This window comes from Chryseobacterium sp. WX (assembly GCF_029542485.1).
GTDB classification, from domain to species: Bacteria; Bacteroidota; Bacteroidia; order Flavobacteriales; family Weeksellaceae; genus Chryseobacterium; species Chryseobacterium cucumeris.
Genome location: NZ_CP120710.1, coordinates 3,252,736 through 3,267,897, shown reverse-complemented (window position 1 = coordinate 3,267,897; position 15,162 = coordinate 3,252,736). Strand labels below are relative to the sequence as shown.

General features: G+C 36.9%; 10 protein-coding genes. 8 read left to right on the top strand and 2 right to left on the bottom strand.

The features are described from left to right. Positions 1-6: 6 nt before the first annotated feature. On the top strand, positions 7-2,919 hold the full coding sequence (locus tag PZ898_RS14655) for an NHLP bacteriocin export ABC transporter permease/ATPase subunit (protein WP_277693627.1): 2,913 nt from the start codon (positions 7-9) through the stop codon (positions 2,917-2,919). Positions 2,920-2,935: 16 nt separating this feature from the next. After that, complete coding sequence (locus PZ898_RS14650; protein ID WP_277693626.1) at positions 2,936-4,030, top strand: hypothetical protein; 1,095 nt, start codon at positions 2,936-2,938, stop codon at positions 4,028-4,030. Between the two features lie 4 nt (positions 4,031-4,034). Here PZ898_RS14650 and PZ898_RS14645 read toward each other — a convergent pair whose 3' ends face one another. Together PZ898_RS14645 and PZ898_RS14640 are read right to left on the bottom strand one after the other, a co-directional pair. Then, the gene (locus PZ898_RS14645; RefSeq protein ID WP_062672696.1) at positions 4,035-4,781 is read right to left on the bottom strand and encodes a ThiF family adenylyltransferase; all 747 of its coding nucleotides are present in this window, start codon (positions 4,779-4,781) and stop codon (positions 4,035-4,037) included. 142 nt (positions 4,782-4,923) lie between these two features. Next, positions 4,924-5,553 carry an XRE family transcriptional regulator gene (locus PZ898_RS14640; protein WP_062672694.1) on the bottom strand — a complete coding sequence of 210 codons (630 nt, stop codon included), beginning with the start codon at positions 5,551-5,553 and terminating at the stop codon, positions 4,924-4,926. Between the two features lie 122 nt (positions 5,554-5,675). Between PZ898_RS14640 and PZ898_RS14635 the strand changes: the two genes are divergently transcribed. The 6 genes from PZ898_RS14635 to PZ898_RS14610 all read left to right on the top strand — a co-directional run bounded on the left by PZ898_RS14635 (position 5,676) and on the right by PZ898_RS14610 (position 15,154). Then, positions 5,676-6,071 carry a hypothetical protein gene (locus PZ898_RS14635; protein WP_034693957.1) on the top strand — a complete coding sequence of 132 codons (396 nt, stop codon included), beginning with the start codon at positions 5,676-5,678 and terminating at the stop codon, positions 6,069-6,071. A gap of 19 nt (positions 6,072-6,090) precedes the next feature. Continuing rightward, positions 6,091-6,792, top strand: coding sequence for a PspA/IM30 family protein (locus PZ898_RS14630; RefSeq protein ID WP_277693625.1), 702 nt, complete (start codon positions 6,091-6,093; stop codon positions 6,790-6,792). Positions 6,793-6,795: 3 nt separating this feature from the next. Next, positions 6,796-7,452 carry a hypothetical protein gene (locus PZ898_RS14625; protein ID WP_062672690.1) on the top strand — a complete coding sequence of 219 codons (657 nt, stop codon included), beginning with the start codon at positions 6,796-6,798 and terminating at the stop codon, positions 7,450-7,452. Between the two features lie 125 nt (positions 7,453-7,577). Further along, positions 7,578-9,599, top strand: a complete 2,022-nt coding sequence (locus PZ898_RS14620; protein ID WP_062672688.1) for a flotillin family protein — start codon at positions 7,578-7,580, stop codon at positions 9,597-9,599. A 154-nt stretch (positions 9,600-9,753) separates the two neighbouring features. Beyond that, the gene (locus PZ898_RS14615) at positions 9,754-14,556 is read left to right on the top strand and encodes a DNA repair ATPase (protein WP_277693624.1); all 4,803 of its coding nucleotides are present in this window, start codon (positions 9,754-9,756) and stop codon (positions 14,554-14,556) included. Between the two features lie 229 nt (positions 14,557-14,785). After that, positions 14,786-15,154, top strand: coding sequence for a hypothetical protein (locus tag PZ898_RS14610; protein WP_277693623.1), 369 nt, complete (start codon positions 14,786-14,788; stop codon positions 15,152-15,154). The last annotated feature ends 8 nt before the right edge of the window (positions 15,155-15,162 follow it).

Below are 15,162 nucleotides of genomic sequence, written 5' to 3'. Positions count from 1 at the left end.
AATACCATGCCCGTAAAAGAAAAGATATATATAAATGTTGAAAATCCTTTTACCCTAAATAATATCAACAAATTTTGGATGGTGCTTTCAGGTGAGGTAAATGTATTCTATACTAAAGTTGATGAAGAAGGCAATTATCTTATCCCGTTAAAGCACTTTTATACAGTGCAGAAAGGAGAAATCATATTCAGTTTGTTAACAGAAAACAATACTGGAAATAATACAAGGCTTATTGCTTTTTCAAATGAAGCCAAACTACTGCCAATTGATAAGAGCAACCTTCTGGAGATGGATCATTTCTTTTTAAAGAATATGATGAATAAGTGGATCTCAAAAACAACCTCTATCGTATGCAATAGCAATAGCCCCAGAGTTTACAAGGCATTAGATGATTATAAAATAACGCAGTTAGAAAAGAATAGTATCGCCTTCCCTTCAAGTGGAATCAATTGGATACATATTTTGAAGGGAGAAGTAAACATATATGCGGAAAGTACAAATATTAGCTATGATAAGCTTCCTGGATTTCTCACTCCGGTATCTAATAAGCTGTGGATCAGGTCGCTAACTGATGGTACTGAAGTGAAAGTATTAAGTACAAGAGAAGTCCTGCAGGATGAAATTTACTTTTTGCTTTCATTAACAAAGCTGGAAGAACATTTTTACAACCAGCTTAATACCATTATAGAGACCCAGAAACAGGAAGAAAGTAAACATTTTCAGGAGAAACTTTTAATAGAAGAAGAGGGAATCAGAGCTACATTACAGAAAATAAGGTCTATTGTAGCGGGGAATGATGAACGTGTTCATATCCAGAATTCAACCCTATTTAACAAAAAAAATATTCTTTTTTCTACCTGTCGGTTAATCGGAGAGCAGTCCGGATTTAAAATGGATGAACCCAAGCATATAGAATCTTACGAAAATAGTGTTACGAATCAATTATATGCCATAGCCAAAAGTTCTAAAATAAGAATAAGAAAAATTATACTGAGGGGAACCTGGTGGAAAGATGAAAATGGCCATCTCCTAGCATTTACAAAAAAAGACAAAACACCTGTAGCTTTATTACAGGCAACATCCAATAGCTATATTATAAAAAACCTATCTACTGGTATAGAATCCACCGTAAATAATGAGATTGCAGAAACATTAGAGCCAATTGGTTATATGTTCTTCTCTGGGTTTGACGGAAAAATGAATTCCATAAAGAAAGTAGCCCGTTTTGCTACAAAAGGAGTAAGAAAAGATGCAAAATTATTGATTTTTGCTGCCTTAGCAGGAAGTATGATGGGATTATTAATACCCATCTTATCAGGAATGATGTATGATGATGTAATTCCTACAGCAGACAGGTCTCTTCATATTGAGATCTTTTCCATTATGATTATGATGGCTTTAGTTACAGCGGGATTAAATCTTGCTAAAGGAGTTCTACAGCAAAGGTTGGAAACCAAATCCAGTATTAATTTACAGGCAGGTGTTATGGACCACATGCTGAGATTGCCCGTTACTTTTTATAAAAAGTTTAGTGCAGGAGATCTTACAAACAGAGTTTTAAGCATCAATGCAATCCGTCAGATTGTTTCAAGCACACTGATGACAGCGGTATTGAGTGGGGCATTTTCTTTTGTGAATCTCGCACTTCTCTTTTACTATGATTCAAAGCTAGCGGTGATGGGCGTAATATTAGGCCTTATTGCAGTTATTTTCATGATTACTATTGGCTGTTTGAAATTGAAATATGATAGAGAAGTTTCCAAATATCAGGGAGAAATACAAGGGTTTCTGTTTGAATTTTTATCAGGGATTTCTAAAATTAGAATAACAGGTGGAGAAAAAAGGGTTTTCGCTCTTTGGGCAGATAAGTTTTCGAAGCTAAAAAAATTAGGATTTATTTCAGGAAGTTATCAGAACTTTGTGGAAACATTTAACGCTTCTTATCCACTTCTTACAAGCATTTTCTTTTTCTCTTTCCTGTATTATACCGTGCTTAATTCTGATACCACAACGGCTATGTTAACGGTAGGTGCATTTATGGCATTCATTACAGCATTTAATCAGTTCCTGAATGATAGTTTAAAGCTGAGTATGGCTTTAATAACATCTCTCAATGTTGTCACTCTGTATGAAAGAGTAAAACCTATTTTGGAAGAGGAGACAGAATCTGCAGAACAAAGCGTGGATCCGGGAGAACTTGCCGGAGATATAGAAATGAATTCAGTTTCCTTCAGATATAATCAAGATCAGCCTCTGGTCCTGAATAATGTTACTTTTAAAATTAAGCCAGGGGAAATGGTTGCCTTTGTAGGTGCTTCAGGCTCAGGGAAATCTACCATTATGAGATTGCTTTTAGGCTTTGAATATCCTGAACTGGGATCTATTTATTTTGATGGAGACTCTTTTGATTCAATGAATAAAGAATTGGTTAGAAGACAGATCGGTGTTGTACTGCAAAATGGATCTTTGATGTCCGGAAGTATTTATCAAAACATTGTAGGAAATTCAGAATTGACATTAGATGATGCCTGGGAAGCGGCGCGAATGGCTGGCATGGAAGAAGACATCAAAAAAATGCCTATGGAAATGCATACCGTTGTAAGTGAAGGAGCGGGAACATTCTCAGGAGGACAAAGACAGCGTCTTATGATTGCGAGAGCAATCGTTCATAAGCCACGATTGTTATTTATGGATGAAGCTACCAGTGCGCTGGATAACAGAACCCAGAATATTGTCTCAGAAAGTCTTGATAAACTTCAGGCAACCCGTATCATTATCGCTCACAGATTAAGTACTATTAAAAATGCAGACCGTATTTATGTGATGGATAAAGGAACTATTGTTGAAACGGGAACCTATGATGAGCTGATGGAGCTTGAAGGACTTTTCTCTCAATTGGCAAAAAGACAGATCGCTTAATGTACAAATAGAATAGATGTCCGTACTTAGAAATATAGAAAAACTTGAGACCTATCTGCAGAACAAATTTTCTCCAGAGAGAGTAAAAACGGTAGATTTTGAAGAAAATGGCTGTGTGGAATTCTGGAAATATTACCTTGAAAAAACAGATGAGTCTCATTTTCAGATCTTAAAAGATTTTTATCCTCAACTCTACTTTCCGATAGAGACAGAAATAAATACAACAGAAGACTATATCCATGCTGTTTTGAAAGGAAAAGAGACTTTTAAAAATTTACCATCACATTTACTGTTGAATCATGCTGAAGGCCTATCAATTCAACTATACAAGGATATTTCAGGTACTATTCCGGTAATTTCGATAAACGACAGCCAGGATTTTGTTGCCATTGCACAAAGCCTTCTCTACAAGAATAATCCAATACCAATTCCCTCCTCTATGGGAGCATTTCTTGCCAGCGGAATCAATAACTGGGAGAGAATTCGTGCTTTAAAAAAAGTATGGGGAGAAAATCATCCTTCAAACAGCTGGAATAATGAATTTTCCAAAAATATTCTGCCCAATCCGGAGCTTTATAAAGACAAGATAATTGTAGTAAGTACAAAACCTTACAGTAATGTTCAGGCAGCTCATCTGGGGCTTTCAGAGGATGAATGGAAAGCATATTCCTATTCCATAAGACTTGAGCATGAATGTACTCATTGGTACACCTTAAAAAGATATGGCCGCGCTTCTAATAATCTTCATGATGAACTTGTTGCTGATTATATTGGGATAGCCAAAACGTTAGGAAGTTATAATAAAGAATGGATGCTTGCATTCATGGGACTGGAAAACTATCCTCAATACAGGGAAGGAAGCAGACTGGAAAATTATATAGATCGTATTGATATTTCCGGAGATAGCTTTCAAGACCTTACTGCAATTATAAGAAATGCTATTGAAACCATTGCAGGGTTTGATGAAGTGTTAGGGAGTATAAAATCAGTACAAGACCAGATAGCGAGGATGGAAGCCCTTTGTGAAACCGGTCTTATCGATATAGCCTCCAAAAGAGGAGGCCATATGCTAATGATAAAGTATAATGAAAAGGTTGCGTATAGCTGCTAATTGGTTAATTAACAGTTGTTAAATAAAATTCCGGGAATTTTTTTACAGGTTGATTCGTTGCAATATTGAACGCTATTTTTACACAACTTGCTGCTGCAAGAAATGAAGCAATTGATAATTGCGGTGGAGGAAGTTGTTTGTTTTCTTTAATGTAACTTTCTACAATATCTTCAAGCCATTGCTGAGGGTTTCCCCAATATCTCATGTGGCTGGATACGTACTGAACAACATTTAATTCATTAAAGTTTTCTTCATCTTTCTGCAAAGATTCCAATCCCATATTTTCGCTGATTACCATAACCAATGCTCCCCAGCCCAGATTATAAGGGTGCAGAACAGGGATGTTTTTTTCCTGACACATCTTATCGAAAATAATTGGGATTTCTGTTGAAAAGTCAAGGGCATTGATAGCGATGTTATGGTTTCCAATGATTTCCTCAGCATTGTCTTTAGTAATAAACTCACTGTGGAAACGAATGTTGGCATTGGGATTAATGCTTTTCAATCGGTGATATAAGGTTTCTGCTTTATAAGAAGAAATATCCTGGTAGGTATAATTCTGCCTGTTCAGATTAGATAATTCAATGGTGTCGCCATCCACGAGTGTAATGTTTTCAAAACCAAAACGTAAGGCACATTCTGCTATGTTACTTCCAATACCGCATCCGGCAAGTAATATAGAAAAATCTTTGATAATCTTCTGCTCCTCTTCTTTTACATATAGCCTGTTTCGGGAGTATTGCTCTTCCATTATTTATATTTTAGAAACAAAAATATAGGTATGGGAGAGAATTACTACTACACAAAAGTTTAGTTTTTGCGTTTTTACAATAAAAAGAAGAAAGGAATAATTTTGATTTTACAAGAATAATCTAATCGTGTACGTATTTATTTTATCTGTTATCGGCTTTCTTTTCAAGATTCTCCAGCCTTTCAAAAATACTGGTGAAAATATTTTTCTCAGTAGTAGAAACGTATCCTACAATTTTATAATATTCCGTACGAGATTTGGTTATTGTTTGTTTATCAGTAACATATGAGAGGTTCCCATCCTGATAAATAAGAAGATGGTTGATAGATTCTGTTTTCTGATCTGCTTTGTTCAGAAATAGAATATCACCGTATTGATATTGTGGTAGCAAAGGTTTTTCAGAAGTAAATTCATACAAAAGATCAACGGATGCTAATATTTTTTGCATTACTGCCGTGTTTGGATTATTTTCTTCTATGTCTGTCTTTGCTTCTTTGCTGTTTTGAATAGCCAGCTCCGGGAAAAGCATCAGCTGATCTATATCAGAAACGCTTACTAATTGGTTTACCTGGAGGATTTCTGTCAGTAATTTGTCAAGATTAAGGTTAAAATGATTAGCTACCTTTAATATAGTTTCTATCTTAGGTTCTGCACGCCCTTCCTCATAAGAGCTTATTACTCCTCTGTTTAAATCAAATAAATCAGCAAAAGCCTTTTGGCTTAGTCCTTTAACCTGTCTTATTTTTTTAATATTAGTTCCAAAGAAGCTCATTTTGTCTAATCTTTTTTGCAAAGATAGAGAATCTGAAACAATTATTTGCTAATAATATTTGCATTTTGAAAATTTTATTTTATATTTGTCTAGACGAAAAATAAAACACTAAACCAGCCATCATGAGAAATCAAATATTCAGAACGGTCAAAGAGTGGTTGTTAGATTATGAGTTTAACATCACGTTGGAAGATGAGGCTCAGAGAATCTTAATCATCGAAAAAGAATCCAACGGAATAAAAAACATGATTCTTATAATATCAGACTCTATTCTGATCATGGAACAGTTTCTTTTTGAAATCAAAAATCCATCCGAAAAAATATTTCTGAGACTCCTTCAGAAAAACAGAGACATCGTTCACGGAGCATTTGTACTGGACGGAAGCGGAAGAAGGGTGATTTTCAGAGATACACTCCCAACCGATAATATGGCGCAAAACGAAGTGATGGCTTCCATCAATTCTTTAGGAATCCTTGTGGGGGAATTTACAACGGAAATGCTTGAAATGAGTAAGTAATTCACAAAAGATATTTAAAATGAACATTTTTAAAAGATTGTTAACGATAGGAAAAGCAGAAATCCATTCTGTGATTGACAGCTTTGAAGACCCAATCAATTTAACGGAACAGGGAATCCGCGAAATGAAAGAACAGCTGGGAAAAAGTATAGAAGCTCTCGCTCAGCTGAAAGCTCTTGCCATACGCAAAAAAAATGAAGCAGAGACTGAAGAGCAAACAGCCAAAGATTACTATAATAAAGCTATAGTCATTGTTCAGAAAGCCGAAAAAGGAGAAGTGGAAACCGCTGAGGCAGACCGTCTTGCTAAAGAAGCACTGAAAAAACAGACCTCTTCATTGGAAAAGGCAACAGCTCTTCAGAAAGAACATGAGAAACTGTTTGCTGACTGCGAGAAGTTACAGGGTAATATCAACCATTTGAAATCAAGCATTACCAAATGGGAAAATGAATTGAAAACCCTGAAAGCAAGAGTTCAGGTGAGTGAAGCCACAAAAGATATCAATCAGAAGATGACTCAGATGGATACCGGAAGCGCGGTAAGCATGCTGGAAAAACTGAAGGATCGTGTTGTACAGCAGGAAGCCCTTGCAGAAGCTTATTCTGACCTTTCAAAATCAGGAAAAAGCATTGATGAAGAGATCGATGCCATGGTAAACAGTAATGATACAAAAGCTGAAGAAGCTTTAAACAGATTAAAAGAAACCCTTAAAAAAGGCTAATATATGACCTTTCAGGAATTTTTAAATATAGCATTTTCTCCGGTGAATACGGTTCTGACAGTCCTTCTCGGGCTTTCAGTGGTCTATTGGCTCTTTACCATTCTTACAGGGTTGGATATCGATGTAGGAATTCATTCCGACCTGGATGCAGATGCTGATATAGAAGCTCCGGACGGTCATCTTCACGCATCCGATCATGATCCTTCAGCCTGGATGCATTTCCTGAAATTTCTGAATCTGGATATCGTTCCGGTCACGTATTTTCTTACACTTTCATTGCTGATCACATGGCTGGGCTCGTTTTATCTGAATTATTTCGTACCTCTTCCTACTTGGGCAGGAATACTGATCCTTTTTCCAATGATGATTGGAGGAATGCTATTAACCAAAATCATTCTGAAACCGCTGAATCCCTTTTTTAAGGAAATCAATCATAAAGGTGAATTATCGTACGCCTTTTTAGGAAGAGAAGGCCGCCTGAAATCAAGCATTCAGGATGATAAAATAGGGATGATGGAAGTCTTTATCGGAAGCGATCCTATGACGCTGATGGTGAGAAGTAAAGACGGAAGCAGGCTGGAGCATGGAACCCGGGTTATGATTGTAGATGAGGAACCCGAAAAAAGGATTTACTATGTACAGAAATCAATAAGATATTAAAATAAAAAACTAATAACCATGCTAACCATTTTTTTTTTCTTGCTGAATTATATCCAGGATATCATCTTCCAATTCTTATAAAAACAAAAAAAACACATCTATATAAACTATAAACTTATAAAACTATGAACTTACCTTTAATTGCTGGAATTGTTGTTGCTGTGGTAGCATCAATCGGATTGATTTTCTGGATTTTATCGATGTATAAAAAAACTGTTCAGGGAATTGTTATTTTAAGAACTGGTTATGGAGGTACAAAAGTCTTCTTTAATGCCGGTATTGTTATTCCTATTATCCATCGTATGGAATCTATGGATATCTCCGTAAAAAAACTGGAGATTTCAAGAGAGGGAAGAGCAGGCTTGATCTGCAAAGACAATATGAGAGCAGATATTCAGGTGGCATTTTTTATCCGTGTCAATAAATCAGTAGATGATATTGTGAATGTAGGGCAAACTATTGGTTGCCAGCGTGCTTCTGATGCCCAGACATTAAGAGAATTGTTTGAAGCTAAATTTTCAGAAGCTCTTAAAACAGTAGGAAAGAAATTTGATTTTACAGAATTATATGAAGCAAGAAGCGAGTTCCGTCAGGAAATCCTTGATATCATCGGAACAGATCTTAACGGATATGTCTTGGATGACTGTGCGATAGACTACCTTGAGCAGACTTCAATTGATAAATTAGATAAAGATAATATCCTTGATTCAGAAGGAATTAAGAAAATTACTGAACTTACAGCGACCCAAAATATTAAAGCCAATCAGGTTCGTCGTGATGAAGAAAAAACCATTACAAAACAAAATGTAGAAGCCAGAGAAGCCATTCTGGAACTTGAAAAACAGCTGGCAGAAAAAGAAGAATCTCAAAAAAGAGAAGTGGCCAATATCAAAGCCCGAGAAAATGCGGAAATTCTGAAAGTAGAAGAAGAAGAACGTCTGAGATATGAAACCGTTCGTATTGCTACAGAAGAAAAATTGCAGATTGCAGAAGAAAATAAACTTCGTCAGGTCGTTATTGCTGCTAAAAATAAAGAACGTGCAGATCTGGTAGAAACAGAAAGAGTATTAAAAGATAAAGCCCTTGAAGCTACAGAAAGAGAAAGAATTGTCTCTCTTGCTCAGATTGAAAAAGAGAAAGCAATAGAGCTGGAGAAGAAAAGTATTCAGGATGCGATCCGCGAGCGATTAACCATGGAGAAAACCGTAGTGGAAGAGCAGCAGGGAATCAAAGATCTGGAAGCCTTCAAAACAGCAGAAAGAAACAAGCAGGTAGAAATTACCGTTGCCACTCAGGAAGCAGAGAAAAAGCTGATCGAGGAAACAAGAGCTGCAGAATCCCGCAGATTGGCAGCAGAAAAAGATGCGCAGAAATATGTAATTGAAGCACAGGCGAAGAGAGATGCAGCAGAAAAAGAAGCTGAAGCCCGTAAGATCATTGCAGATGCGAAAGCAAAAGAAGAAGCAACCGTAGGATTATCAGAAGCTCAGGTAATGCATGCGAAAGCAGATGCTGCAGAAAGACAAGGCGTTGCAGAAGCAACTGTTATTGAGAAAAAAGCTGATGCCAACAAAAAAGAAGGAATTGCCCAGGCGGAAGTCATCAAAGAAAAAGCATTGGCAGAAGCAGCAGGAATCACAGAGAAAGCAGAAGCCATGAAGAAACTGAATGATGCCGGAAAAGATCACGAAGAATTCCGTCTTCAGCTTGCCAAAGAAAAAGATGTGGAACTGGCTCAGATCGCTATTCAGAAAGATATCGCAGAAGCGCAGTCTATGGTACTGGCGGAAGCTTTCAAATCTGCAAAAATTGATATCGTCGGAGGGGACAATACTTTCTTCGACAATGTTATAAGACAGGTTTCTGCAGGAAAAGGACTGGATAAGTTCATCAGCCACAGTGAAAATGCACAGATTGTAAAAGAAAACCTTCTGGGTGATGGAGAAAATATCATCGGAAAAGTGATGGGAATGGTGGATAAATATAAAATCTCTTCTGATGACATCAAAAATATGAGCATTGCTTCTTTGATCTTTAAACTGAATGGCGTAGCCAATCAACAGGAAAAAGGTATTCTGGAAAGAGCTCTGGACATGGCTAAACACCTGGGTGTGGAGCACAAGCCGGTGAATAACAACCATGTTTAATACAAGAGTGCTTTAAATGCTTAAAAGATTCTAACACTCAAACCTTATAGGTTTCCAAAATCTATAAGGTTTATACCAAAAAAATTTTCAAAGTACCACAAGTTATACAAAGACCTGCTGTAATTCAGCAGTCATGACAACCTAAATAAAAACGATGTCAGAACAACTTAATTCCGGAACTTACGAAATTATTCAGAACCGTTTAAATGAGCAGAAGAATGATCTGATTCAGAGACTTCAACAGCTTAATGAAAACCGTAAAAATATATTTGGCGGAGTCGATTTTTCGCTTGTAGCCAATGAAAGAATTTCTACGGATCACAGCTGTATTGCCAAAGATATCTATTCACTGGGTGACCACCTGATTTTCGGGTCTAATGCACATCTGGGACTTCAGACGGAAATCAATATTTCGGACGTTTTTTCAATATATACAATCAATAATGACCGGTTTGAACCTCAGGATCACACCCTGATCAATGATGAGGTTTTCATTGACGAGTTTAAAAACCTTTACAAATATTACAGAAATACTTTCTTTGCCCGATTTACCTTCACGGAAAACTATCTTTATATGGTTTTTCAGCTGTCGGAAAGTACTACAGATATCAAAGCCTTTAAATGGCTGATTAAAGGGAATCACTTGACGTATATCGATTCGAGAAGTGCCTCCGAAACCTCATATCCTCAGCAGCATGGCTTTGTATGGACAAAGGCAACAAGAGATATGCAGAGATCCGGAAAACATCCTCATATTTCCTTAGCAGATAAAGTTTTTGTAGAAAGCATCGGTGGAGATATTACCATCAAAGTAGAAGACAATACAGATACCGGGAAGGGAATTTATTCTGAAGATGTCATTCACAAAGATCAGAATCTGGATGATGCAGAGATTCATTTCTGTGATCTGGATAATCTTGTTTTGTTTAAGATAAAGCCTTATCAGGAAACAGAACGCTATTTTATTTATAACCACAAAGAAAAGACCGTTTCCAGAGCAGATGCTCTTAAATATTCGGGACTTTTGCTTCCCGAAAATCAAGGGGTATTGTTTTCAAACGGATATGCGCTTCAGACCGGAGGATTAAAAGTGATTTCTCAGGATCAGAACAGGCTTTACTATCTGAAAACCATTACGGAACCGAACGGAGAGAACTTTTTGTATGTTTTTTATGATGATAAAACGAATAACTATCAGCTTATTTCTTACAATATCATCACCCAGACCATAGAAACTCCGATCCGTTGTAGTGGATTTACGTTTTTACATGATGGAAAACTGATCTATCTGAGAGAAAGCATCGAAACCACAAAGCATCATCTGTCTCAGATCTGGCAGACTCCTTTTTCTAAAGAACTGTTACCCAATATTGAAAAAGCAGACAGTTTACTTTACAAAATAGGAAATAAGGATATTGTAAGAGTAATGGCAGAGAGTCAGGAGCTGATCACCCTTCTGAACAAAAAAGACTCTTACAGTGGTTTATATGATGATATCGTAAAGCTCTCAACCTTTATTCTGGATACTTACTATTTCCTTGGGGAAGATGAGGTCCAGAAGCTTGATGCACCATTGAAGGAGATCAGAGCGATTGCCCATTCTGCCATCAATGAATACGAAAAAGTAGTAGAACAGAGAAAAAATACAGAAGAAGCTTTAGAAAAGATAAAACAGTCCTGTGAGAAAATTCTTGATGATACCAAAAGGCTTCATTACTCTCAGCTTACAGAGTATATTGATGCCCTTTCTCAGATCAGAGCTTTAAGGGGTGAAGTGACAGGAGCAAGAGAGCTTAAATATGCAGACACTGCTTTACTGGATAAATTGGAAAAATCCCTTGCAGACCGTTACACAGAACTTTCAAATGCCTGTGTAGAATTTCTGCTTCAGGAAGGAGCATTATTGCCATACGAAGAAAGAGCACAGCAGATTTCCGAAGATATCATTGGATTACAGAAAGCCATTGATGCCAAAACAATTGAAGAAAATATCAATACCCTTTCCGGGCAGCTTGAATTATTGGTGGATATCGTTAATAACCTTAAAATTGAAGACACCTCCCAGTCTACCAAGATTATTGAAAACATCTCTCTGATTTTTGCAAAACTGAATCAGGAAAGACTTGAACTCAGCAAAAGAAAAAGAGAAATTTCAGGGAAAGAACTGGCTTCAGATTTTCAGGCTCAGATTACCTTATTTGACCAGTCTGTGATCAATTTTCTGGAGCTTTCGCAAACTCCTGAGAAATGTGATGAATATCTGACCAAACTTTCTATTCAGTTGGAAGAAATGGAAACGAAATTTATTGATTTCGAAGAATTCATTCAGCAGATAGGAACCAAAAGAGAAGAGGTTTACGGACATTTCCAAAATAAAAGGGTACAGCTTACCGAAGCAAGAAATAAAAGGACGCAGAATCTTTTTGATGCTGCACAGAGAATCCTGAAATCCGTACAGACCAAAGCAGAATCTTTTGACTCAGAAAATGAGATCAATGGCTATTTTGCCGCCGATCTGATGGTGGAGAAAGTGAGAGATCTCTCCAGACAGCTCGCAGAACTGGAAGATTCAGCAAAGTCGGAGGAGGTTCAGACCATGTTAAAAACCCAGCAGCAGGAAGCAGTTAGAAAGCTGAAAGATAAAAAAGAGATCTATGCAGACGGGGAAAGCATTATTGCATTGGGAGACTATAAATTTGCAGTCAATCAGCAGAAGCTGGACCTTACTTTGGTGCTAAGAAATGCTCAATATTACTACCACCTTACCGGAACCAGCTTTTATGAACCTTTAAACTTCACAGCTGATGAATTCAAAGAAGTATGGAATCAGGAATTTGTTTCAGAAAATAACAAAGTAAAAAGATTTGAATACCTCGCCTGGAATGTGTTTTCCGCTCACAAGGAAATAACCTCAGAGGCTGAAAACGAAAAGGCTGTACAGCAGTTTACAGCAGAGCATTTCGGAGAAGGACTGGTAAAAGGAATTCATGATAAAGATGCTGAGATAATTGTATTGAAACTTCAGCAGATGCACAATGAACTGGGACTGATGAGGTTCACAACAGAGGAAAGATCATTAGCACAGCTTTTCTGGTTTTTCCTGGAAAATGATAAAAAAGAATATTATACCAAACAGTTTGAAGCAGCCGCTATTATTGCTGAATCATTCACTATAAAGCAAGGATTTGAGTATTTAAGCAGAGAACTTTCAGAAGAAATGAAATCTTTTGCATCAGCCCATGGTATTTTTAAAGAAACGGATTGTATCAATGCTGCCACCTACCTGAAACAGGAAGATAAAGAAAACTTCCTGATTTCAGAAAAAGCAGCAGCATTGTATGAATTGTTCCTGAAAGAACTGAAGGAAAAAGGCAAAGACCTTGAGTTTATTAGCCAGCTACAGGTGATGTATGAATATCCTAAGGCATGTTATTATATTGCGGAAAGCGCGGTAAAGGCCTTTGGTTCAGAGGTTAACCGGGATATTATGCCGGAGGTGGCAGCATTTATCATTACCCAAAAATTTGATCCGAAAAATATCAGACACATTGCGTATGAAGTAGCCATAAAAGAGCTGAAGTCGCTTGAAAAAGAGACAGAATATCATCTTAACTACTTTGAGTTTGTATCCCGCCTTAGCCATTTTAATACAGTTACCGTTCCTAAATACAAACAGCTTCAGGAATTGAAATACAACTGGGTAGATGAAAAGAAAAAAGCATTGAAGCTGGATACTTTCAAGCCTCAGGTATTAAGCTCATTTGTGAGAAATAAACTGATTAATGATGTTTATTTTCCTCTTATCGGAGCGAATCTTGCCAAGCAATTGGGAACAGCAGGTTCAGACAAAAGAACAGACAGAATGGGAATGCTTCTTCTAGTATCTCCACCCGGATACGGAAAGACAACCCTGATGGAATATATGGCAGAGCGTATGGGACTGGTATTTATGAAGATCAACGGACCATCTTTAGGATACGATATTGTATCAACAGACCCTTCTGAAGCCAAAAATGCTGGGGCAAGACAAGAGCTTGAAAAACTGAATCTTGCGCTGGAAATGGGAGATAATGTTATGCTTTATCTTGATGATATCCAACACTGTAATCCTGAGTTTTTACAGAAATTCATCTCTCTTGCAGACGGACAGAGAAAGATTGAAGGAATATATAATGGAGAAAGTAAAACTTATGACCTTCGATCCAAAAGATTCTGCCTTGTCATGGCTGGAAATCCATACACAGAGAGTGGAGAAAAGTTTAAAATTCCGGACATGCTGGCCAACCGTTCAGATACATACAATCTGGGAGAAATATCCGGATCGAAAACAGATCTTTTTGACCTGAGTCTTATTGAAAATGCTTTAATGTCTAATGAATATCTGACCAGGCTGACCAATCCGGGAATGGAAAACCTGTATGAACTTTATGATTGTGTACTTACAGATAATCCTGCCGATAACCTGAAAGGAAATTTCAGCTCCAGTGAAATATCAGATTTCAGATCAGTACTGAAAAGCACAATCACAGTGAGAAATATGGTGTTGAAGGTGAACAAAGAATATATCGCGTCCGCAGCTATGTCAGACGATTACAGAAATGAGCCGCCATTCAAACTGCAGGGATCTTACCGTAATATGAATAAGCTGATTGCACAAATACAGCCTATTCTTAAAGATAATGAAGTTACCCAGATTGTCCTGAATCACTATCAGAATGAATCTCAGACACTGACAACCGGAGCAGAAGCCAATATGCTGAAACTGAAAGAACTGATAGGAATTCTTTCAGAAGAAGAAACAGAACGCTGGAATGAAATAAAGAAAACCTTTGTTAAAAATAAAACCCTGAAAGGACTGGGTGAAAATGATAGAATGTCGCAGATTGTAGCACTGCTTGCGCAATTCGGAGACGGACTGGAAGGAATCAAAGAAGCTCTTAAAAAAGCAGAACAATAACCATGAGACTTTAAATAGTTGTCAACAGGCTGTTTCAGATAGAAACAGTCTGTTTTTTATTTCTATGCTATTATCAATTGTGCGAATTAGGATTTCTTCCAGACAAAATCTGCTTTATATGCGACAGGAAAAAGATCAGATAAAAAATCTGTACCCATAATATTCTATAGTTCTGTATCTGTGTCCAAATTTAAATACTCCATAATTTTGTTTAGCTAAAGAAGAAAATATGGAAACAATCACTCAACATCAGAAACAGTTTCAATATGCTGAGGCTTATGTATCAGACATGTTGGTGCTGAAAAACATTTTTCTGGAAACACAGAATTTGAAGCAGGTAGATCAGAATTTCGGACTTCCTTTTCTTTTGGCTAAAAACGGAAAAGAAACTGTTGCTTTTGCCAGTCTTATCATCAACGAAAAGGATGAAATATCTTTTAAAATCTATGATAAAAATAGAATGACGGAATCAGAAAAAAGGAATTTTTATTCCCGGACTGAAAGATATTGCAAAAATAATAATACATCCAATTTCAAGGATCCGGAGCAATTAAAAAGCAGTATCAACAGTATGATCAGTTGGCTGAATCCTGAATAAAAACAGGA